Annotated in this window: 16 protein-coding genes and 1 pseudogene; 11 read left to right on the top strand and 6 right to left on the bottom strand. The window is 68.9% G+C overall.

Translation table 11 applies throughout. The features are described 5' to 3' along the window. The first annotated feature begins 418 nt into the window (after positions 1–418). The 4 genes from ACH34S_RS34995 to ACH34S_RS35010 all read left to right on the top strand — a co-directional run bounded on the left by ACH34S_RS34995 (position 419) and on the right by ACH34S_RS35010 (position 6,396). Positions 419–4,108 carry an RNase A-like domain-containing protein gene (locus ACH34S_RS34995; protein WP_395957221.1) on the top strand — a complete coding sequence of 1,230 codons (3,690 nt, stop codon included), beginning with the start codon at positions 419–421 and terminating at the stop codon, positions 4,106–4,108. A gap of 65 nt (positions 4,109–4,173) precedes the next feature. Continuing rightward, positions 4,174–4,692 carry a hypothetical protein gene (locus ACH34S_RS35000; RefSeq protein ID WP_395957169.1) on the top strand — a complete coding sequence of 173 codons (519 nt, stop codon included), beginning with the start codon at positions 4,174–4,176 and terminating at the stop codon, positions 4,690–4,692. A gap of 229 nt (positions 4,693–4,921) precedes the next feature. Then, the gene (locus tag ACH34S_RS35005) at positions 4,922–5,527 is read left to right on the top strand and encodes a hypothetical protein (RefSeq protein ID WP_395957170.1); all 606 of its coding nucleotides are present in this window, start codon (positions 4,922–4,924) and stop codon (positions 5,525–5,527) included. A gap of 590 nt (positions 5,528–6,117) precedes the next feature. Beyond that, entirely contained in the window at positions 6,118–6,396 is a 279-nt protein-coding gene (locus tag ACH34S_RS35010) for a hypothetical protein (protein WP_395957171.1), read from the top strand. A 188-nt stretch (positions 6,397–6,584) separates the two neighbouring features. On the opposite strand, the gene ACH34S_RS35015 is transcribed toward ACH34S_RS35010, so the two are convergent. Continuing rightward, positions 6,585–6,923: a DUF1330 domain-containing protein gene (locus ACH34S_RS35015; RefSeq protein WP_395957172.1), complete on the bottom strand. Its 339-nt coding sequence runs from the start codon at positions 6,921–6,923 to the stop codon at positions 6,585–6,587. Positions 6,924–7,180: 257 nt separating this feature from the next. Here ACH34S_RS35015 and ACH34S_RS35020 point away from each other — a divergent pair. Both ACH34S_RS35020 and ACH34S_RS35025 read left to right on the top strand, forming a co-directional pair. Beyond that, a pseudogene (locus tag ACH34S_RS35020) lies at positions 7,181–7,288 on the top strand (LysR family transcriptional regulator); the annotation flags it as partial. Between the two features lie 18 nt (positions 7,289–7,306). Continuing rightward, entirely contained in the window at positions 7,307–8,011 is a 705-nt protein-coding gene (locus ACH34S_RS35025; protein WP_395957222.1) for a LysR family substrate-binding domain-containing protein, read from the top strand. A 471-nt stretch (positions 8,012–8,482) separates the two neighbouring features. On the opposite strand, the gene ACH34S_RS35030 is transcribed toward ACH34S_RS35025, so the two are convergent. The 5 genes from ACH34S_RS35030 to moeZ all read right to left on the bottom strand — a co-directional run bounded on the left by ACH34S_RS35030 (position 8,483) and on the right by moeZ (position 12,621). Next, a complete protein-coding gene (locus ACH34S_RS35030; RefSeq protein ID WP_395957173.1) occupies positions 8,483–9,301 on the bottom strand; it encodes an ABC transporter permease in 819 nt (272 codons plus the stop codon). Next, complete coding sequence (locus tag ACH34S_RS35035) at positions 9,298–10,305, bottom strand: ATP-binding cassette domain-containing protein (RefSeq protein ID WP_395957174.1); 1,008 nt, start codon at positions 10,303–10,305, stop codon at positions 9,298–9,300. The genes ACH34S_RS35030 and ACH34S_RS35035 overlap by 4 nt, the downstream gene beginning before the upstream one ends. A 237-nt stretch (positions 10,306–10,542) precedes the next feature. Then, positions 10,543–10,794, bottom strand: a complete 252-nt coding sequence (locus ACH34S_RS35040; RefSeq protein ID WP_395957175.1) for a DUF397 domain-containing protein — start codon at positions 10,792–10,794, stop codon at positions 10,543–10,545. A gap of 189 nt (positions 10,795–10,983) precedes the next feature. Then, positions 10,984–11,379: a nuclear transport factor 2 family protein gene (locus ACH34S_RS35045; protein WP_395957176.1), complete on the bottom strand. Its 396-nt coding sequence runs from the start codon at positions 11,377–11,379 to the stop codon at positions 10,984–10,986. Between the two features lie 60 nt (positions 11,380–11,439). Beyond that, on the bottom strand, positions 11,440–12,621 hold the full coding sequence (moeZ, locus tag ACH34S_RS35050; protein ID WP_395957177.1) for an adenylyltransferase/sulfurtransferase MoeZ: 1,182 nt from the start codon (positions 12,619–12,621) through the stop codon (positions 11,440–11,442). A gap of 323 nt (positions 12,622–12,944) precedes the next feature. Between moeZ and ACH34S_RS35055 the strand changes: the two genes are divergently transcribed. The 5 genes from ACH34S_RS35055 to ACH34S_RS35075 all read left to right on the top strand — a co-directional run bounded on the left by ACH34S_RS35055 (position 12,945) and on the right by ACH34S_RS35075 (position 22,282). Next, a complete protein-coding gene (locus tag ACH34S_RS35055) occupies positions 12,945–13,727 on the top strand; it encodes a hypothetical protein (protein ID WP_395957178.1) in 783 nt (260 codons plus the stop codon). An 11-nt stretch (positions 13,728–13,738) separates the two neighbouring features. After that, positions 13,739–15,217 carry a S8 family serine peptidase gene (locus ACH34S_RS35060; protein WP_395957179.1) on the top strand — a complete coding sequence of 493 codons (1,479 nt, stop codon included), beginning with the start codon at positions 13,739–13,741 and terminating at the stop codon, positions 15,215–15,217. An 18-nt stretch (positions 15,218–15,235) separates the two neighbouring features. After that, on the top strand, positions 15,236–15,550 hold the full coding sequence (locus ACH34S_RS35065) for an MGMT family protein (RefSeq protein ID WP_395957180.1): 315 nt from the start codon (positions 15,236–15,238) through the stop codon (positions 15,548–15,550). A gap of 81 nt (positions 15,551–15,631) precedes the next feature. Further along, entirely contained in the window at positions 15,632–18,805 is a 3,174-nt protein-coding gene (locus tag ACH34S_RS35070) for an ATP-dependent helicase (protein ID WP_395957181.1), read from the top strand. Positions 18,806–18,889: 84 nt separating this feature from the next. Further along, positions 18,890–22,282: an ATP-dependent helicase gene (locus ACH34S_RS35075; protein WP_395957182.1), complete on the top strand. Its 3,393-nt coding sequence runs from the start codon at positions 18,890–18,892 to the stop codon at positions 22,280–22,282. Positions 22,283–22,292: the final 10 nt, after the last annotated feature.

Below are 22,292 nucleotides of genomic sequence, written 5' to 3' on the forward strand. Positions count from 1 at the left end.
GCACGGCGACCGCCTGAACAAGGACGGCGGCACCAAGACGGTGACCGTGTCCGACGGTGAGGGCGGAACCCACACCGACCACGCCGCTTTTGCCGGTTTCACGCTCAGAACGGAGCAGTACACCGAGCCGGGCGGCAGTATCCACGCCAAGACGGTCGACACGCCCTGGCGCGTGCAGACCGCCTCCCGGACCCGCTCGTGGGGAACGACCACCGCGAACGTGACCGCGGTCAAGTCCACCGGAACGTGGACGGCCAAGGACGGCGGCGGTTGGCTCCAGACCCGCACCGAGAACACTCACGCCGGCCTCGGCACGGGCGTCGGCAGGATCATCTCGGTCAACGACCTGGGCGACACCGGCACCAGCAGCGACGACAAATGCACCCGCACCAGCTACGCCGACAACGCCGGTGCCTGGATGGTGAACTTCCCGTCCCGGGTGGAGACGGTCTCGGTCGCCTGCACCGTCACGCCCGACCGGCCCGCCCAGGTCGTCTCCGACGTCCGGACCCGCTACGACGGCGGCGCTCAGGGCGCCGCGCCCACGGCCGGGAATCCCACCAAGATCGAGAGGCTCGCCTCCTACAACGGGACGTCACCGGTCTATGTCACCAAGACGCAGACCACGTATGACGCCTTCGGGCGCCCCACCCAGGTCACCGACGCCGCGAACCAGACGACCACGACGGCCTACACCGACACGCATGGTCTGAACACCGGGACGACGTTCATTTCCCCGCCCGCCAGCCCCGGCAATTCGTCCACGGCGCTGACGACCGTCCAGTACGTCGACCCCGCCTGGGGTCTCCCGGTCAGGAAGGTCGACCAGTCCAACCTGGGCCTGCGCACCGACCTGGCCTACGATCCGCTTGGCCGGCTGACCAAGGTGTGGCTGCCCAATAGGTCCAAGGCCAACAACCAGGACCCCAACCACGAGTTCGAGTACCGCGTGACCGAGGGGCAGATCGTCGCGGTCACCACCAAGGGTCTCAACGTCACGGGCGGGCAGCGGCTCGAGCAGGTCGAGCTGCTGGACGGGTGGCTGCGCCCGCGGCAGGTCCAGACACCCGGCCAGACCGGCCGGCTGATCAGTGACACCTTCTACGATGCCCGCGGCCAGGTCATCAAGACCTACGCCCCGTACGCGGCAGAGGGTGCGCCCGCGCCCAGCCTGTTCGGCGTCGGCACGCCCGGCGCGGTCGAGACCCAGACCCGCACCGAGTACGACGGGCTAGGGCGCAAGACCGTCGAGAAGCTGGCCCAGGGCAACGGTTCCCAGCCCGACCAGGAACTGTGGCGTACCACCTACGCCTACGGCGGTGGCAACCGCGTCTCGGTCACCCCACCTTCGGGCGGCACCCCCACCACCCAGATCAGCAACGCCCGCGGCCAGGTCGTCGAGCGGCGCCAGTACAAGGCCGCCACCCCCACCACCCAGATCAGCAACGCCCGCGGCCAGGTCGTCGAGCGGCGCCAGTACAAGGCCGCCACCCCCACCGGCGACTACGACGCCACCACCTACACCTACGCCCCGTCCGAGGAACTCGCCTCGGTGACCGACCCGTCCGGCAACGTCTTCACCACCACCTACGACCTGCGCGGACGCAAGACCCAGACCACCGACCCGGACAAGGGCACCACCACTTTCACCTACGACGACCTGGACCGGGTCACCTCCACCACCGACGCCCGCGGCAAGAAGGTCTTCACCAACTACGACGGCCTAGGCCGCGAGACCGCCACCCGCGACGGCGCGGCAGACGGGCCGTTGCTGACCTCGTTCACCTACGACACGGTCCTGCGCGGCAAGGGCAAGCTGACCAGCGCCACTCGCCACACGCCCGACGGCGACTACGTCAGCACCGTCCGCAACTACGACTCGCTCGGCCGCGCCGACGGAACCGCCCTAACCATTCCCGCCTCGCAAGGCCCGCTCGCAGGCCGCTACCTGTTCGGGACCAGCTTCGGCCTGGACGGGACCGTCCGGTCGCAGGCGCACCCCGCCGCCGGCGGCCTGCCCGGCGAGGCCGCTCTGTACGACTACGACGACCTTCTCCGCCCGAGAAGCCTCACCACCGGCGAAGCGACCTATGTCGGCGCCGTCGGCTACACCAAGACCAACAAGCCCAACATGGTCGAGTTCGGTGGGACGATCGGCAAACGTGCCTGGCAAACCTTCAGCTACCAGTACGGCACCCAGCGCCTGGACGCCGCCAAGACCTTCCGCGAGGGCATCAGCGGCAACGACCGTAGTGCCACCTTCCACTACACCGACTCCGGCGGCATCACCTCCATTACCGACGTCTCCCGCGACGGCGTCGACAACCAGTGCTTCACCTACGACTATCTGCAACGTCTGATCCAGGCTTGGTCCCAGGCCACCGGCGAGTGCGCGTCCGAACCCACTACCGCCCTCATCGGTGGTCCCGCTCCCTACTGGCAGAGTTTCACCTACGACAAGGCAGGCAACCGCACGGGCGAGACCCGTCACGGCCTCGGCGGCGCCGCCGACACCGTCCGCACCTACACCTACGTTCCCGCAGGCCAGGGCAACCGTCTCAACCAGGTCACCCAGACCGGCCCCACCGGAAACCGCACTGACACCTACACCTACGACGCCACCGGCAACACCACCGCCGTCCAAACCGCAGATGGCGGCCCCTCCACCGGTACGCAGACCTTCAACTGGGACACCGAAGGCGAACTGGCCAAGGTGACCGAGAACGGCACCGACGTCACCTTCGTCTACGACCCCGACGGCGACCGCCTGATCCGCAAGGACCCCGCCGGCACGACCCTGTACCTACCCGACGGAACCGAGCTGCGCGCCCTCAACGGCGCCAGCGCCGCGACGGGCACGCGCTACTACACCTTCGCAGGCAAGACGGTGGCGATGCGCACCTCCGACGGCACCGTCACCTACCTCACCGATGACCACCAAGGCACCTCTCAAATCGCCATCAACTCCGTCAGCCAGCAGTCCACCGTCCGCCGATTCACTCCCTTCGGCTCGATCCGCGGCCTGGACGACGACGCCACCTGGCCGAATGACAAGGGCTTCGTAGGCGGCACCCAGGACCCGACCGGCCTCACGCATCTGGGCGCCCGCGAATACGATCCCGACACAGGCCGATTCATCTCCGTCGACCCGCTCATGGACCAGGCCGACCCGCAGCAGATGAACGGCTACACCTACGCCAACAACGACCCCGCCACCTACTCCGACCCGTCCGGGGCACTTCGCGACGGAGGAACCCAATGCGGCGTCATTCGTGAGAACCCATGTCAGGGCGGCGGCGGTGGTGGCGGTCGTGGGCGTGGCGGCGGAGGGTCGAATGCAGGCCCGAGCCGGAGCGTCCACTACCCGGAAGGGATGAGGCTGCCACCGGCCTCGATGCCGAGAAGGCAGCGGCAAATAGTCTTGAGAAGCGTCATCACCCAGATGATGATGTCGGGAAGAAATGCCGCAGAGCTGGCTCGGTACAATCAAGCTCAGGAAGCGTTCTGCGCAGAATTCCCGGCAGATAGTGTCTGCAAGAACCTGCCCGATCCCAACGCGCCGGGCGGGTATCTGAAGACGACTAAAATCGGCCAGCAGGCCGATAGGTGTGGAGAGGGCAGCACTGGCGCGTGTATCGGCACGATCATATCGATCGCCAACATCATCTTCACGATCTGGCCGGGGCGGATCAAGGGACCGCTGACGCGAACAAAAGGTCCGCGTACGGAGGCCCATGAATATGGGCGATGGGACGGTCACACACTTCGCAAACATGTCGGTAAGACGGAAGCCCAACTGAGGGCGAGGGCGCTTGCAGAACCGGGTCTCAGATATGTATCGACCTATAATTCGGCGAGGGACGCAGAGTTTGCAATCTGGATCGCGTTGCAGGTAGACCGCAAAAAAGTGGATGAACTTCTCACCAGACCGTTCGGGAACACCATTACGATTCGCGGTCCGATAGAGAGCGGAGCCGGCAAGATTCTGGATACGAAGACCAATAAGTGGCTGACTCCCGATTACGCTAGGGTCGACCTGATGAGGGTGCCCAATTCGACACTCGGCTACAAGGTCATCACCTCTTACCCTGCGCGCAATGTGCGGTGAGAAAAGAAACCTTGTCCCAGGGCGACTTGGTAGAGCGGTCTGTGGCTCATGATATTATGCAAATCGTGAGTCCCGTAGAACGAATTCGAGAACTGCTCGCCCCCTTGAGCGGCGATGAAGATTCATACCTCCGTGTTCAGGTGGGTGACGACCCCGAACGTTCTCCTGCTGAACTCCTGTACGGCGTTGTGTTCGACCCCTCGTTCAACCGAGGAAGCCAGCAATACCTGCGACCCAGGACCGTGGAGGAATTTGCTAGGGCATTGCAACCCGTGCAGGTGACCGAGTCGCAAATGTCCTCGTTTCTGGCTTACCTGTGTACCAGGGAGTTGTCTTATCATGCGAAATGCGGCCCATGGGGCCTGGAAGCCGCCCGAACGGTAGTAGGGAGCGTTATTGATCAGCTGCTGCCCGGGGTTCAATGGTGGAGCAATGTAGAGTATTCAGCGCAGGCTTGGGAAGAGGGTGACTTTCTCTATGAGAGTTTCCTTCGGGCCCCGGTCACCGGGCACGTGTTTGATTGTGCTGTCGTCGGTATCGGCAGCGAGGCGACGGTGGTCTTCCTCTCCTATGCCAACGACTGAAGCTCTGCAGCTGATGGCGAGGCCGCGATATGAGAGGCGGCTACAAGGTCCTCACCCGAATAGGGATCGATGGCATCCGGGACGCCGCACGCCTGATTGATCGATACGCCGAAGGCGGTTACGGCGGCCTGAACTTGCGATTCAAGGACCCGGGCGTCAAGAGCCCCGATTTCCTGGGGACTGTCCGGGGCTGCGCTACCTGGAAGTCAATGGACGCATCCGTGACGACTTGGCGTCCTTCCGCCTCCCGGACCTGCGCGAGTTGGCCCTCCTGACCCGGAGCCCACGGGCGATTCCCGGCTTTGCAGCGAAAAGGCTGCTTGGGCTCGGTATTCACGACCGTCCTGGCAAGGAGTACATCGCGGAACTGCAGAAACTGCGCGAATTGCAGATCGGGCTATGGAAAGGGGTAGACCTTTCTTTCCTCGGCGCGTCTGCGCCGCCGCTTCGGGTGCTGCGTCTGGAAGGGAAAAAGCAGCTCGCCGCCTTGGACGGTATCGAAGGCTGCCAAGATCTGACGGAACTGCAAGTTCGCCACGCTCAGGTTGAGAGCTTTGCGCCCCTGCAGAGCCTCGCCTCCCTGCGAACGCTGCGCATCTTGCCGGGCTACCAGCCCAAGATGCGTACTCGCCTCGACCTTTCAGCTCTCACCGGCATGAAGAACCTGGAGGTGCTCGCGATCGTGTACACGGGGGAAGTCGTCTCGCTCCAGCCTCTGCGCGCCCTCCCGGCCCTGCACGATGTGCGTTTGGGTGGAGTCGACGTCCTCGACGGCGACCTGTCCCCGCTTGACGACCTGCCCACCGACGCGACGGTGGTCGGCCCAGCCGACTGAACACTGCACAGATGGGGACGGAAGCGGCACCCGGGGGAGGGGGCTGTGGCGGACGGCGACGAGGCCGGTCGGGATGAGAGTGCCGTTCGGCTCCAGATGGAGCAGCCCGTCCGCGACGGCTTTGTGTTGCGCCAGGGCGAGTGTGGGCGAAAACGAGCGGCCGGCAACTCGACCGTCTCGTCGGCCTACCTCCAGGCGGTCGTGGTCGAGAGCCCGAACGCGGCGCCGAGCTTGGCGAACTTCTTGCCCATGCGCAGCTACACCAGCCCCATCAGCGTCTGTGTGCCGGGTGGGAGAGCCTGGCCTTTGCTGCCGTTCCCCGCACGGTGCCATCGGATCACCCCGTGGTCCCAACACAAGAGATGCCCCCGGTGGATCGCTTGGATTCGCTATTGGGATTCGAGAAACCCACCTTCGTGAGAATTCGGGGGATCAGAAATGGAACTTAAAGCAGGTCTGTCAATCATCGGCTCTGCCGAAGCGGAGAAGGTCGTTCAAGCGACCACCAAGAATGCCCACTTTATGTCCTGTGCACAGTCGAACGGTCGAGCCGAACAGATTTTATCGCCGCTGCCCGGGAATCGCTTCCTTTGGATCCTTCGCTGGGTGTATCCAACAAACGGGATGAAAACAAATGGGATGCTCTGGCCGATTCTTTCTGGGAAGGGAGCCATATCACGAAGTCGGACCACGTCGCCATCCTGCGGCTTGGCCCGACGAAGATGGCGAAGGAAAACCCAATCGAGTATGAAACCGCGATAGACGTTCTAAAACAGGTGGCGCGGCTTTCTATGGACATAGTTGCAAGTGTCGGAGCACTGGCCGTGGTTATATTTATGTTTGCAAGGACGATTAGACCGATGCTCTGAAGCTGAACCGTACTCGGGTCATCTTGGCGGTAAGTTGAGTGAGCTACGCGTCTTACTGGACAGTGACTCTTTGCGGTCGTACGGTACTACCGCTCGCAAACCGTACACAGAGAGTGCAAATGCGTTGTCATCCACACGTCTATCCGGCTGTTCGAGAGCCAATGTGATCGAGTCCTATTTTCGAGTTGTCAGAGGCGAGTTCGCCGTGGCTGGGCCCGCCGGTCAGTCGATGCCTTCGATGATGCGGAAGTCGCGCTCCAAGCCGTCGGGGAGGCCACCAGCGCCTCCTGGTAGACCTCGCTCTCGTATGCCGCGACGGCCTGTTCAAAGCTGTCGAACTCGATCAGAACGACGCGTTGCGTGATTCCGGCCTCCTGGGCGACGATTCGACCGCCACGCGACGGGAGTAGGGACAGGACGCGCCCGCCCTCAGCCTGGACGGCCAGACCGGCCAGCTTGTCGTTGGCAGACAGCCTCTCCGGGTCCGAAATGGCGGGGTAGACACTGACCCAATAGCCCTTAGCCATGGAAACCTCCTGTATTCGGCCGGACACGTCCGACTTCGAATTGACACTCAGATCGATCGATCCCGGCGACGGGTACTGCGATCAGTTGAATCGTCATATACGCAGGTTAGGGCTTATGTGCGGTCAAGGGAAAGACCGATACGGGATAGACTCGGAACGGATCGTTATCGATCGGCAGGGAGGCACACGTGGCGCCGGATACGGTGAGCCTGCGGTACTTCCTGGTGCTGGCGCAGGAGTAGGACTTCACCCGCGCGGCCGCACGGATCGGTATCGCACAGCCCGCACTCAGCGCCCCGATACGCCGATTGGAGGCGGAACTCGGTACAGCCCTGCTGGTCCGCAACACGCGTAGCGTCGAATTGACCACGGCCGGTGCGGCTTTGGCGGAGTCCGCGCCGCCCGCGCTGGCGGCACTGGACCGGGCATGGGACACCGCCCGGAGCGCGGCCGGTGAACTGGGCACGCTGCGCATCGGATACAGCCTCAGCACCGGGGCCGAGACGGTACCGGCCCTCGTGGACCGGCTGATTCGCGGCAACAGCGGACTCGAGGTCGGCGCGGTCCCGATGGCGACACCGGAGATCTCCCCTGCGGTCGCCGACGGCCGCATCGATGCCGGGATCACCCGCGGTGAACAGCCGGGCCGTGGCGTGCGCCGGTTCCTGCTGCGGTGTGAGCGCGTCGGGGTCCAGTTGGCGCAGCACCATCCGCTGGCCGAACACCCGGAGATCGAGATCGCCGACGCGGCCGCGTATCCGCTGCGACTCCCGGACCGTGCGGCCAACCCCGTGATCCACGATCAGCTGTCCGCACTGTTCCGAGACACCCGACCACACCCCCGATTCCACACACCCACAGTCTCCTACGACATGTCTCAGCGCGACCTGCGCGACGGGATCACCCTCGCCCCGATCGGAGAAGCCGCGGCCACGGCACAACCGGCCGGTCTCACCTGGCGACCGCTGCGGGACGCGCCCAGCCTGACGATCCACCTGGTCCTCCCACGCGAGCAGTCGCCACTACACCGCCGCATCCGTGCCGTCGCCAAAACCCTGGCGCACGAGCTGCACTGGCTGCCGGACTGACGCGCACTAGGTCAAGCGAGACGGACGCCTGCGGTGGCGAGGCCGAAGATCTTGCGCCCGGCGGACTTCGCGGTGATGACGGTGACGGCGGTCTCGCTGAATGTCCGACACGACCTCGCTACGCCGGCGGATCAGCATCCGATGATGGCCCCGGGTCCTGCCCGAGTCGTCCACCGCGGCGACGTCCTCGCCCAGCCCGAGATCTCGGCGGATTCCCTGCCTTCGCCGACACCGAACCGGACAAGCACGAGTAACCGGCGGGAACGCCCGCCGTCAACGGCGTCCATGTGCCCTTCTTCGGTTCCTCGGTCTCGTCCACGACAGGTCGTCGGTCCGCGCGTGAAGTGCGGTCGTAAGGGTGTCCAGGTCAGCGTCAGCGTCCTCCACGATTCAGCGGCGAGCGGCGCTGAGCCTGGACACCCACCTCACCCGGCAGGTCCGTCGTGCGGCCTCCCGGCCCCATCGGCTACCTCAGGACGACTTCTGGTAGACGCGGAAGGCGCGCGTGGACACCAGGCCCATCACGACGGCCGCCGCTGCCAGCAACCCCAAGTGCACCCAGACCGTGCTCCAGTCGATGTGGTCGAGCATCGCCTCCCGGGACGCGGTGACCGCCCATTGCATGGGGTTGTAGTCGGCGACGCGGCCGACCCAGGCGGGTGCGAGGCCGAGGTCCATCACGGCCGAGCTGAGGAACATCAGCGGCAGCGTCGTGAACTGGGAGATCGCGATGAGTGTTGCCTGCTGGCGGGTCAGCAGGGCGACGGCGTCGGACAGTGCCGAGAAGATCAGGGTGAGCAGCGACGCGGCGAGGAGCGTGACGGCGACACCGGCGACACCTCCGGGGAAGCGGGCACTGGCGATCAGGGCGATGGCCACGATGACCAGGCTCTGGATGAGCGTCTGGATTGCCTGGTAGGACAGGGTCGCGATCACCATGGCGGCCCGGCTGGCGGGCGAGGTGAGCATCCGGTCCATCACGCCGCGGTCGATGTCCTGGAGGTAGGTCGTTCCCGACCATGTGCTCGCCAGCAGCGCGGTCGTCATCACCACGCCCGGGGTGAGGAACTGCAGGAAGCCGCCGTCCGCGTGGGTGAACCCGGGCAGGTTCACGACCGAGCGGAAGAGCTGACCGAACAGCAGCAGCCAGATCACCGGCTGGACGAGGCCGATGACCAGGAAGGTCGGCATCCGCTTGAGCCCGCGCAGCAGCCGGCCGGTCAGGAGCGCGGAGTGGGTGATCACGGTCAGCGGAGTCGAAGTGGCCAGACGTGCGGGCGCGGTGGTCACTTCGCCACCTCCAAGGACTTCGGAGCCGCGGCGGCGTCGAAGCTGTGGCCGGTGTGGCGAAGGTAGACGTCGTCCAGCGAAGGCCTGGCGAGCGTCGCCGAGCTCACCGCGATGCCCGCTTCCTCCAGCGCGGCCAGCACTGGTGGCAACGCCCGGGCACCGTCGCCGGTACGGCCGCGGACGGTGCTCCCGTCCACGGTGATCTCCCGCAGCCCGGGCACCGCCCGCAGCACCGCAAGCGCTCTGTCGTCGGCGTGGGCGAGTTCCACGTGCACCGCATCGCCGCGCAGCCCGCTCTTGAGCTCGTCCGGGGTGCCCGCGGCGACCACCGTGCCGTGATCGACGATCGCGAGCCGGTCGGCGAGGTGGTCGGCCTCCTCCAGGTAGTGCGTCGTCAGGAGCACCGTCATCTCCTCCTCGGCCATCCGCGCGATCTCGGCCCACAACTCGCTGCGGGCTTGCGGGTCGAGCCCCGTCGTCGGCTCGTCGAGGAAGAGCACCCGGGGGTGGTGCATCAAGCCGACAGCGACGTCGAGCTTGCGCGCCATGCCGCCGGAGTACGTCCGCACCAGCCGGTCCGCGGCATCGGTCAGGCCGAACCTATCGGCCAACTCGCGGGCTCGCGCCACGGCTTCCCGGCGGGACATCCCGTGCAGGCGCCCGGCCAGTAGCAGGTTCTCGGTTGCGGTGGCCATCGGGTCGGTGCCGGGCTTCTGGGACACGTACCCGATCGCCTGGCGCACCCGCTCGGGCCGCGTCCGCACGTCGATCCCGGCCACGCGCGCCGATCCGGAGTCGGCGGCCGAGAGCGTCGAAAGGATCTTCACCGTGGTCGACTTGCCGGCCCCGTTCGGGCCGAGCAGCCCGAAGATGCTCCCCTTCGCCGCGGAAAAGCTCAGCCCCCGCAGCGCGTGGAGCGGTGCTTTGCCCCGGCCCGTCGACGGATAGGTCTTGACAAGATCGACGGCCTCCACGGCCGGATCTACTTCGTGGGCAGCACCCATCGTCACACCCCTTGTCAGGATCTGGTGTGACTTCCACCTTCCTGGCGTCACCGGACGCTAGGAGGCTGAATGGCGAGGGCGGACCCTACGGTGAAAAGTCGCCACAGACGCTAGCACACGCGACCAGTTCCGACGCCGACACCGACCAGGAGTCCCGCCGCCCTGAACCCCGACGGCAGCTGCCCCTTGGAAGCGGCTGAAGTACTAGAGACGTGGGCGGGCGCTTGTTGTCTGGGTCTACCTGGTGAAGAAGTCGAATTCGTTGTTGCGGACGCCTGCGAGGAAGGCTTCCCGTTCTGCGCGGGTGTAGAGGATTACTTCGGCGTCGGGACGGTGGCTGTGGCGGACGGCCACGCGTTCGGTACCGTCCGCGAGGGGGGCTGCCTCTACGCAGTTGCCACCGCCGTTGTCGCTGAACGTGCTGATGTGCCAGGCAACGTGTTCCCGCTCGTGCGGGCTCAGAGGCTCGCGCGCCTTTCTCTTGCTCATTGCAACTCCTCCGCCAGGGACGAGATCAACTGGGCCGACTCGTTTGGGTCGATCGTCAGTGCCTGCAGCCGATCGAATGTCTCGGCTAGGCGCGCGCAGTTGGGGATTCGATGTAGACGCTGCCCTGCGGAGTCTCGGCGTGGGCGATCAGCAGGAATGGAGGTCCTGTTCGGAGTTGGGCTGGGTTTGCTAGTGGAGGGCGAACACCGTGGTTAGTGCCTCGGGGTCGTAGCCGTCTACGTGGAACCAGGCTTCGGCGATCTTGCCCTCGGTGATTCGGTAGATCGCGATTTCGTTGCCTGCTACGTGGGTCTCGCCTCGGCTGGCTGACCAGCGGATCTTGGCTACCACGTGCTCGTCTGTTGTTAGGAAACCCGTGGGTTTGAGGGTGAAGGTTCCGTTGGTTGCTTGGTGGAGGTCTTCCAGCAACTTCAGGACGGTTTCTCGGCCCTCGTGGGTGCCCGAGTAGTCCTCGTCGCCTGGTTCGTGCCAGCGGACGTCTGGGGTGAGGAGGGCGCGGAGGGCTTTCGTGTCGTTGGTGCCGCGGGCTGTGTAGAAAGCGCGGACTATGTCGTCGTTGGCCACGTTGTCCCCAGGGTGTGGGAAGGCCCCGAACCCGGTGCGGGTTCGGGGCCTTGGGTGGGCTTAGTAGGTGGGCTGGGACGGGTCTATCTGGTTTACCCAGGCCAGGACGCCGCCGCCTACGTGGACGGCGTCTGAGAAGCCCGCGTTCTTGACCACGGCCAGGGCCTCGGCGGAGCGGACGCCCGACTTGCAGTGCAGGACGATCTTCTTGTCCTGCGGGAGGCGCTCCAGGGCCGAGCCGTTCAGGAACTCGCCCTTCGGGATGAGCGTCGCGCCGGGGATCGAGACGATCTCGTACTCGTTCGGCTCGCGGACGTCCACCAGGAAGATGTCGTCGTTGCGGTCCTGCATGGCCTTGAGGTCGATGACGGTGATCGTGGAGTCCTGCGCGGCCTCGGCGGCCTCGTCGGAGACGGCGCCGCAGAACGCCTCGTAGTCTTCGAGCAGCTCGGTCTGGGTGGGGTTCTTGCCGCACAGGGGGCATTCCGGGTCCTTGCGGACCTTGACCGAGCGGTACGTCATCTCCAGCGCGTCGTAGATCATCAGGCGGCCGACGAGCGGCTCGCCGATGCCCGCGAGGAGCTTGATGGCCTCGTTCACCTGGATCGAGCCGATCGACGCGCAAAGGACGCCCAGGACGCCGCCCTCGGCGCAGGACGGGACCATGCCCGGCGGCGGCGGCTCCGGGTAGAGGCAGCGGTAGCACGGGCCGTGCTCGGCCCAGAACACGGAGGCCTGGCCGTCGAAGCGGTAAATCGAACCCCAGACGTAGGGCTTGCTCAGGAGGACGGCGGCGTCGTTCACCATGTAGCGGGTGGCGAAGTTGTCGGTGCCGTCCACGATCAGGTCGTAGCCGGAGAAGATGTCCATGATGTTGTCGCGGTCGAGCGCGGTGTTGTGCACGACCACGTCGATCAGCGGGTTGATCTCACGGACGGTCTCGGCGGCCGACTCCACCTTCGGCTTGCCCAGCGAGGACTGCCGGTGGATGATCTGGCGCTGCAGGTTGGACTCGTCCACGACGTCGAAGTCGATGACGCCGAGCGTTCCCACACCGGCGGCGGCGAGGTAGAGGAGGGCGGGGGAGCCGAGCCCGCCCGCGCCCACGACCAGGACCTTGGCGTTCTTGAGGCGCTTCTGCCCGGCCATGCCCACATCGGGGATGATCAGGTGCCGCGAGTAGCGGTTGACCTCGTCGCGGGTGAGCTCCGCTGCGGGCTCGACCAAAGGTGGCAACGACACGGTGGGTGCTCCTGTGCTGACGCGTGTTAGGGGCGGGGACGTCTTCGTCCTCTCACCGCACAACCTTGCCATGCGCTGCGGCATTCCCGGGCTATCGGCGCCCTGGACGGCCTCCTCACCGCAATGTCAGGGCGTAATGTCGTGAAGCAACGATAATCTTGGCTGTTGTGGCGTTCCTGCCCCCCTCCCAGCAGCCGCCCCCGCCGCGGCCCCCGCACCAGCCCGGCATGCCCGCCGGTGGTCCGTCCGGCATGCCCGGTGGGCGGCCCGGTCCGCCTCCTGGGATGTACGGGGGGCCCGGTCGTCCGCCCGGTGTGCCGTTCATGGGGCCGCCGGGGCCTCCGCCCGGGACGCCGCCGGTCACGGTGCTCGGGCTGCGTGGACGGCAGTGGATGATCGTCGCGCTCGCCGTCGCCTGCTGCTACCTGGTCGCCACCGGCATCTCGTTCACCGGCGCGTGGGCGACCCTCACCCGCGAACCCACCAACGCCGAGCTGCAACTGGCCTCGAACAAGGAGGTCGCGCGACGGTGGCAGGCGTGGCCGGCGGGACGCATCTTCCCCGAACAGATCAGTTACCGCCCCGAAACGGGCCACAGCGAATACGCGACCCGGACGGGCATCGTCCCCGACACCGCCTGCGCGCAGGCCGTCGACGAGGCGATCGCGGCGACGCTCGCCCGGCACGGCTGCCTGGCCGTCCTGCGCGCGACGTACGTCGATCAGCTGGAGGGCATCGTCGTCACGGTCGGTGTGGTGGCGTTCCCCGACCCGTGGAAGGCCGACAGGGCGTACAAGGAACTGCCCGGCGCGCAGGGGGCGGACGGGCGCGGCTTGGTGAGCCCGGCGCTGCATGCGGCGCCCTTCCCCGGGACGGCGTCCGCCCGGTTCAACGACGCGGCCCGGCAGGACCGAACCGTCGATCGTGGTGGGCCGTACGTCGTGCTGACGGCGTCCGGGCAGGCCGACGGGCGTCCCGCGGCGGCGATCAAGAAGGCGCGGCCGGGCGAGCCGTTCGTCGTCGCGCCGCAGATCGGGCACGCGATCGCGCGGTCGCTGGCCGCGAAGTCCCTGCCGGACTGCGACGAACCCGAGTGGGAATGCTGACGGGAGCACGGATGCCAGGGCGCCAGGCGGGCGCGACGCGGCGGCTCCGACCGCCGTCTGCACGGCGGCGGACGGTGGCCGCGGTGTTCGCGACGGCGGTGGCCGGGACGTGGCTGATGCCCGTCCCCGCGCACGCCGACGCCGTCCGCGAGATGCAGAAGCCGATCCTGAACCTGCTCGGCATGAACGCCGCGTGGCGGATCACCAAGGGCAAGGGCGTGACGGTCGCGGTCGTCGACTCCGGCGTCGACGCGCGCCAGGCCGACATCGCCGGCTCGGTCACCACCGGGCCCAACATGCTCGCCGAGGTCGACGCAGGCACCAAGCCGATCCGGCGGCACGGCACCGGCATGGCGGCGCTGATCGCGGGGCACGGGCACGGCCGCGGGGGCGGCTCCGGCATCATCGGGATCGCGCCGGAGTCGCGCATCCTCGCGATCCGGGCGATCGCCGAGAAGCAGGACCCCGGCTACCCCCGCTTCCGGCGGTCCGAGCGGGCCGCGCTCGCCGTGGCGCGCGGCATCCGCTACGCCGCCGACCACGGCGCCGACGTGATCAACCTCTCGCTCGGCAAGGAAGGCGCGATCCCGGACGAGCGCGCCGCCATCGGGCACGCCATCGACAAGGGCGTCGTGGTGGTCGCCGCGGCCGGCAACGAGGGCGACGACCCGGACCTTCTCGACGACGACGGGTACGCGCCGTACTCCTATCCCGCGTCCTACCCGGGCGTTATCGCGGTCGCCGCGACGGAGCCCGGACACGCCCGCGCGCGGTTCTCCAACCGCAACTTTTCGGTGCTGCTGTCCGCGCCCGGCGTGGACATTCCCGTAGCGGGCCCCGGCGGGCAGTACTTCATCAGCGCCGGGACCAGCGACTCCAGCGCGCTCGTGTCCGGGATCGCCGCGCTGATCCGCGCGAAGCACCCGAAGATGGCGCCGGCGCTGGTCTCGCAGGCGCTGATCCAGAGCGTCCGGCACACGCCGTCCGGCGGCTACGACGCCGAGACCGGGTTCGGCGAGGTCCACGCGTCCCGCGCGCTGTCGGCCGCCGACGCGCTGGCCTCGTCGGGCGGGCCGGGGCAGGGCGCAGGCAAGTCCTCCGCCCGGCGGTTCGGGGCGGAGGAGGAACCCGGGCCGGTGGAGGTCATCGACCGGCCCGGCTGGGTCTCGCCGCTGATCATCGGGCTGGTGCTCGCCGGGGTCGGCGGGACGGTCGCGGCGGGCGCGATCGGGGTCACCTTCCGGCGGCGTCATCCCCGTACCCGGCCCGCCGGTGATCCTCCGCCCGGCCCGGGTCCGGGACCGGGGTCAGGTTTCGGCTCGCCTGTTGGTGCTGGTCCGCGGCCGTTTTCGGCTCTGGGGCAGGCGCAGGCCGGGCCGCCGCCGCATGGGCCGGGTGGGCCGCCGATGGGTGGGGCGCCGTCCGGGCCGCCGACGTCCAGGCCGTACGGGCCGCCGCCTGGGGCGTTGCCGCCCCTGCCGCCTGCCTGAGACCGCGAGAATCGCCGGATGTGGTCTGAACCCGATGAGTACGCCGAGGCCGTCCTGGACGCGGTGGAGCGGATCCCGCCGGGACGCGTCCTCGCCTACGGCGATGTCGCCGAGCTGGTCGGACGGGGCGGGCCCCGGCAGGTCGGGCGGGTGATGTCGCTGTACGGGGGCGCCGTGCCGTGGTGGCGGGTGATCCGCGCGGACGGCAGCCCGCCGAGCGGCCACGAGATCGAGGCGCACGAGCAGTACCGCGCGGAGGGCACGCCGCTGCGCCCGGACGGCCGCCGCGTCGACATGTCCCGCGCCCGCTGGACGGGGGCGGAGCCGTCCTGACAACCGTGCCGCGGGGTTTCTTGGGCGACATGGGTGCGTTGTGGTCAGAACCGTCCCGGTGATCTGTTCCAATGAACTGTTGTGCCGTCTGCTTCCTACCGTCTCGTGCGCCGCGCGGGTCCCGCGCGGGCCGTCCCGCCCCTGCTCGATGAGCAGCAGCGACGGGTCGTGGAGCATGCGGGCGGGCCGATGCTCGTGCTGGCGGGGCCGGGCACCGGGAAGACGACCACGATCGTCGAGGCCGTCGTCGATCGCATCGAGAACCGCGGTGTGGACCCGGAGCGCGTCCTCGTCCTGACGTTCAGCCGCAAGGCGGCGGGGGAGCTGCGGCAGCGGATCACCGGCAGGCTCCAGCGGACGACGCGCACGCCGCTGGCGCTCACCTTCCACAGCTACGCCTACGCGCTGCTCCGCCGGGACGCCGTGCTGGAGGAGGGGCAGGCGCCTCGGCTGCTCTCCGGGCCCGAGCAGCTTCTGGAGGTTCGGCGGTTCCTGGAGGGTGAGCTGGCGGACGGTGCCCATGACTGGCCGGAACGGTTGAGGGCCGCTCTGGCAACGCGTGGATTCGCCGAAGAGCTGCGTGACTTCGCCTTGCGCGCGGTAGAGCGGGACGTCTTCGGTGAAGACCTCGTTGCGCTCGGGCGTATGCGCGGGCGTGACGACTGGCCCGCCATCGGCGCGTTCATGGAGCGGTACGCGGACCGGTTCGCGCTGGACCCCGTCCCTACCTATGACTACGGCGAGCTGATTCAGATGGCCGCGCGCATGCTCGCCGACGAAGAAGTACGAATCCGGGAGCAGGACGCCTACGACATCGTGTTCGTGGACGAATATCAGGACACCGACCCCGCGCAGGAATCCCTTCTGCATTACCTCGCTGGCGATGGTCGCGACCTCATCGTCGTCGGCGACCCCGATCAGTCCATTTATGGGTTCCGCGGCGCTGATGTGCGAGGGATCCAGGAGTTCCCCAACCGGTTCCGGACGCTGGACGGCGAGCCCGCGTCCGTCGTGGCGCTGCAGACGTGCCGCCGGATGGGGCCCGAGATCCTGGCGGCGTCGCGGCGGATCGCGCGGCGCCTGCCCGCCGGGGCGGCGGGGGCCGCCGAGCACCGTGCGCTGCGTCCGCTGGAGGAGCTGGAAGACGGCGAGGTGCGCGCCGTGATCGCCGACTCCGAGAGCCAGGAGTCGGCGCTCGTCGCCGACGAGCTGCGCCGCGCGCATCTCCTGGACGGCGTTCCATGGTCGCGGATGGCGGTTCTTGTGCGCAGCGCCGTCCGGCAGGTTCCGGTGCTGCGGCGGGCGCTGGCCCAGGCCGGGGTGCCGGTGGTGGTGGCGGGTGACGAAGTCCCGCTGATGGGCGAGCCCGCCGTTCGTCCATTCCTTGTCTTGCTCAGGGCGGCGTTGAAGAAGGGCTTCCTGGACGACGTCGTCGCAGAAGACCTGCTGACCGGGCCGCTAGGCGGGGCCGACGCGCTGGCCATGCGTCGCCTCAAGCGGGCGCTGCGTGACCTGGAGGAACTGTCGGGTGGGCAGCGTCCGCTGGGAGAACTTCTGGTCGCGGCGGTGAACGACCCGCGCGAGCTCGTTCTCGTCCACGAAAGGGTGCGGGCACCGGCCGAACGGGTCGCGCACCTCATCGACGTGGCGCGGCGCAGCGTCCACGACGGCGGCAGTGCCGAGGACGTGCTGTGGGCCGTGTGGCAGGAGAGCGGGCAGGCGGACGTCCTGCTGGAGCAGAGCGTCAAGGGCGGCGTGCGCGGTGCGGCGGCCGATCGCGATCTCGATGCCGTCGTGGCGCTGTTCGACCATGCGGCGCGGTTCGTCGACCGGCTTCCCCAGGCGGGGCCGGAATTGTTCGTCGACAACATCGCGTCCCAGGAAATCGCCGGCGACACCCTTGCCGAACAGGCACCGGAAGGCGAAGCCGTCCGGATTCTCACTGCGCACCGCTCCAAGGGGCTGGAGTGGGACGTGGTCGTGGTGGCCGGTGTCCAGGAGGGCGTCTGGCCCGACGTGCGCCTCCGTGGGTCGCTGCTCGGCATTGAGGAACTGGTGGAGCACGCGGCTGGGGCCGAGCCAGAAGGAGATGCTGCGGCCGGAGCGTCCATGGCGGCCAAAATGCTGGACGAAGAGCGGCGGCTGTTCTACGTCGCCGTAACGCGAGCTCGGAAACGGCTCGTCGTGACCGCCGTCGGTGGGGACGACACAGAGGAACGGCCGTCACGCTTCCTGAACGAACTCCTCCCAGGGGCCATCGAACAGTCGCAACTGGACGAGAAGACCCGGTGGCTTTCGCTGTCCGCGCTGGTCGCCGACCTCCGTTCCGTGGTCGCGGACCCGTCCCGTCCCGAACCGCTGCGGCGCGCAGCCGCCGGACACCTGGCACGCCTGGCGCGCGCGGGCGTGCGAGGCGCGAAACCGGAGAACTGGTACGCCATCACCGCGCTCTCCGACTCCGGGCCCGCGTTCGCCGAGGACGAGCCCATCACCATCTCCCCGTCCCAGGTCGAGGCGTTCACGACGTGCGGGCTGCGCTGGCTGCTCGCGTCCGCCGTGGGCGCGCAGGAGGGCGGGCCGAACGAGTACAGCACCATGGGCAAGGTCATCCACGCGGTCGCCGAACTCGCGGGCGCGGACGACGGCATCAGCGAGGTCCACGTCGCCGAACGGCTCGACGAGATCTGGAACGACCTCGAATTCCGCAGCGACTGGTACTCCGAGAAGCAGCGCGAGCAGGCGGGCCGGATGGTCGACAAGTTCCTCGCCTGGCACCGCGACAACCCCAACGAGGTCGTCGCGCTGGAGGAGTCGTTCAAGGTCGACCTCGGCCGCGTCGTCATCAAGGGCCGCATCGACCGCGCCGAGCGTGACGAGGACGGCCGCGCCGTCATCATCGACATCAAGACGTCCTCGACCGCCGTCCCCAAGGACGACCTGGCCCGCCACCCGCAGCTCGGCGTCTACCAGTACGCGGTGATGCTCGGCGCGTTCGAGCGGCACGGGCTGATCGAGCCCGGCGGCGCCAAGCTCGTGCAGGTCGGCAAGGCCGCGTTCACCGCGAAGGCGCGCGAGCAGGCGCAGCCGCCGCCGTCCGAGGACGACGACCCCGAATGGCCCAAGAAGCTCGTCGAGATCGTCGCCAGCGGAATGGCGGGTGACGTCTTCCAGGCGCGGGCCAACGACAAGTGTCGGACGTGTCCCGTACGCTCCTGCTGCCCGGTCCACGACGAAGGCGGCCAGGTCGGCGACTAGGGGCGGTGCGTGTTCTGTACGCTCCTGCTGACCCGTCCGCCCTGACGAGGGCGGGCAACGGATTCGTAGCTCGGGGGGAGTGGGGTGATCACGCCGGGAGAGCTGGCCCGGCTGCTGGAGATCCCGGCGCCGACCGAGGAGCAGGCCCGGGTGATCGAGGCGCCGATGGCGCCGATGGCGGTGATCGCGGGCGCCGGGTCCGGCAAGAGCGAGACGATGGCCGCGCGCGTGGTGTGGCTGGTCGCGAACGGGTTCGTCCGGCCCGAGCGCGTGCTCGGCCTCACGTTCACCCGGAAGGCCGCGGCCGAGCTGGGCGTCCGCGTCCGGAAGCGGCTCGACAAGCTGCGCGAGGTGCTGCCCGGCGACGAGCTCGACCGGCTCGGCGGCGAGGCGCTGTTCGACGGCGAGCCGATGGTGTCGACGTACCACTCCTACGCGGCCCGGCTCTTCGGCGACCACGCGCTGCGCGAGGCGCTCGAACCGACGATGCGGCTGATCTCGCCCGCCGTCGCCTGGCAGATCTGCTCGCGCGCCGTCGACTCCTACCACGGGCCGATGGACCAGATCGAATGGCAGCCCGACACCGTGACGAAGGCCGTCATGGAACTCGCCGGAGACCTGTCCGAGCACCTGCGGACGGCCGACGACGTCCGCAAGGTCGGGGCCTGGCTGGACGAACGCCTCGCCGCGGTGAAGAAACCGCTCAAGGCGCAGCGCGACGTCCTCGCCAAGCACGCCGTCCGCGAGCAGCTGATGCCGCTGATCGAGGCGTACGGGCGCGCCAAGGCCGACCGGGAGGTCATCGACCACGGCGACCAGATGGCCCTGGCCGCGCGGATCGCCTACAAGCATCCCGAGGTCGGGATGATCGAGCGGTCGCGGTTCTCGGTCGTCCTGCTCGACGAGTACCAGGACACCTCGCAGGCGCAGCTCGTCCTGCTGAAGTCGCTGTTCACGGGCGGGCATCCGGTGACGGCCGTGGGCGACCCGTGCCAGTCCATCTACGGGTGGCGCGGCGCGAGCGCGGGGAACCTGCTGCGGTTCGCCTACGACTTTCCGTTGCAGGACGCGGTCGGCGGGGGGCGGCCGGTGCCCGCGCCGGTCGTCCAGCTCAGCCGGTCGTTCCGGAACGGCGAGCAGATCCTGGAGGCGGCCGCCCGGATCCAGGAGGAGCTGCGGGCGGAGACGAAGGCCGTGCCCCGGCTCGTTCCGGGCGCGGGACGGGAGGGGCGCGGGCGCGTCGAATGCGCGCTGTTCGAAACCGTCGAGGACGAGGCCGAACGCATCGCCGCCCGCATCGCGGGCCTGATGGCCGCCGACCCCGAAACGGCCCCGGACGGCGGCCCGCCCGCCGGCGGTGACGGACTGGAGTACTCCGACATCGCCGTCCTCGCGCGGAAGCGGTCGCAGTTCCCGCTGATCAGGCGGGCGCTGGAGGCGCGCGGCATCCCGGTCGAGGTCGTCGGGCTCGGCGGGCTCCTCACCGTCCCCGAGGTGCAGGACGTCGTCGCGACGATGCGGGTCATGCACGACCCGGCGGCGGGCGCGTCCCTCGCCCGGCTGCTCACCGGCCCGCGCTGGCGCCTCGGCCCGCGCGACCTCGTCGCCCTCGGACGCCGGGCCCGCACCCTCGCCCTGGACGGCGCCCGCGACATCACCCCACCGGAAAAGGAACAGCCCGAGGAGCCCCCGCCGGATGGGTCCCTGCCGGACAACTCCCCGCCGGACGACTCCGGAGACGACCCGCTGCGGCAGCTCGTCAGCGAGCTGAACCAGGAGACCGGCAGCCTGGTCGACGCGCTCGACGACCTCGGCCCGCCGGACGCCTACTCGCCGGAAGGGTACGGCCGCCTCCGCCGCCTCCGCGACGAGCTGCGGACGCTCCGCGGGCAGGTCGGCCTCCCGCTGCCTGACCTGGTCAACGAGGTGGAGCGGGCGCTCGGCCTCGACATCGAGGTCGCCGCCCGCTCCGGGCTCGACCCGGTCACCGCCCGCGCCGACCTCGACGCCTTCATCGACGCCGCCGCAACCTTCGCGGGCGACGCCGAAGATCCGACGCTCGGCGCGTTCCTCGCCTACCTCAAGGCCGCCGAGACGGAGGAGTTCGGGCTGGAGGCCGGGCGGGTCGGCGAGACCAACAGCGTCAAGCTGCTCACCGTCCACGCGTCCAAGGGGCTGGAATGGCCGGTGGTCGTCGTTCCGGGGCTGTCGTCCGTCCCGCAGAAGAACGGTGCCCCGGCGAAAGGATCGATCTTCCCGTCGCCGCCGCAGAACGCCACCCGCTGGACGGCGAACCCGCGCGTCCTGCCGTTCATGCTGCGCGGCGACCGCGCCGACCTGCCGCCGCTGAACGGCCTGGAAAAGGACGACCTCGCCGCCTTCGACGACGCCTGCGCCGAGCGCGACCTGCGCGAGGAACGGCGGCTCGCGTACGTGGCGGTGACGCGCGCGTCCAGCCTGCTCATCGCGACGGGCTACTGGTGGGGGTCGTCGGGGCGTCCGCTGGGTGCGTCGCCGTTCCTGGAGGAGATCCGCGCGGTCTGCATGGCGGGCGCCGGGTCCGTCGTCGTGTGGGCCGATCCGCCGGAGGAGGGGGCCGCGAACCCGCTGCTCGCCGACCCCGACGAGGCCGACTGGCCCGTCGCGCCCGGCGACCGCGGCGGCTCCGACGTCACGGCCCGCGAACGGTACGAGGCCGTGGTCGAGGCCGCCCGCATGGTCGAGGACGAGATGTCCGGGCGGACGCGGCACTGGGCCGGGCACGACGGGCTGTCCGACGCCGACCGGGGCCGCATGACCGCGTGGGCGCGCGACGTCGAGCTGCTGCTCGCCGAGCGCGACCGGGGGCGCGGCGGCGACGGGCTCCTCGTCGAGCTGCCCGCGCACCTGTCGGTGTCGTCGCTGGTGTCGCTGGCCCGCGACCCGGCCGCGCTCGCCCGGCAGATCCGCCGCCCGATGCCGCGCCCGCCCGCCCCCTACGTGCGGCGCGGCACCGCGTTCCACGCCTGGCTGGAGAGCCGCTGGGGGCAGCAGCGCCTCCTCGACCCGGACGAGCTGCCCGGCGCGGCCGACGAGGGCGCCGCCGACGACGCGCAGCTCGCGCGGCTCCGCGACCGGTTCGAGGAGTCCGAGTGGGCGGCGCGGGAGCCGCTCGACATCGAGGTGCCGTTCGAGACCATCATCGGCGACCGGCTGATCCGCGGCCGGATGGACGCCGTGTTCCGCTCGCGGACGGGCGACGGCGGGTACGAGGTCGTCGACTGGAAGACCGGCTCGCCGCCGTCGGGGGAGGAGGCCCGGTTCGCGTCGGTGCAGCTCGCCGCGTACCGGATGGCGTGGGCGGAACTCGCCGGGGTGGACGTGGCACAGGTCAGCGCGGCCTTCCACTACGTGGCCGCCAACGTCACCGTCCGCCCGGCCGACCTGCTGGACGCGGCGGGGCTCGCCGCGCTGCTGGAGTCCGTGCCCGCGGCCTGACGCGTCGGCG

This window comes from Actinomadura sp. 3N508 (genome assembly GCF_044326375.1).
Taxonomy (GTDB): domain Bacteria; phylum Actinomycetota; class Actinomycetes; order Streptosporangiales; family Streptosporangiaceae; genus Spirillospora.

Bases quoted from the DNA above. Each gene is read 5' to 3' on its own strand.
- ACH34S_RS34995 (WP_395957221.1), top strand. From the start codon at position 419: ATGGTGAACTTCCCGTCCCGGGTGGAGACGGTCTCGGTCGCCTGCACC.
- ACH34S_RS35015 (WP_395957172.1), bottom strand. From the start codon at position 6,923: ATGGCTAAGGGCTATTGGGTCAGTGTCTACCCCGCCATTTCGGACCCG.
- ACH34S_RS35035 (WP_395957174.1), bottom strand. From the start codon at position 10,305: ATGGGTGCTGCCCACGAAGTAGATCCGGCCGTGGAGGCCGTCGATCTT.
- ACH34S_RS35040 (WP_395957175.1), bottom strand. From the start codon at position 10,794: ATGAGCAAGAGAAAGGCGCGCGAGCCTCTGAGCCCGCACGAGCGGGAA.
- ACH34S_RS35055 (WP_395957178.1), top strand. From the start codon at position 12,945: ATGGGGCCGCCGGGGCCTCCGCCCGGGACGCCGCCGGTCACGGTGCTC.
- ACH34S_RS35060 (WP_395957179.1), top strand. From the start codon at position 13,739: ATGCCAGGGCGCCAGGCGGGCGCGACGCGGCGGCTCCGACCGCCGTCT.
- ACH34S_RS35065 (WP_395957180.1), top strand. From the start codon at position 15,236: ATGTGGTCTGAACCCGATGAGTACGCCGAGGCCGTCCTGGACGCGGTG.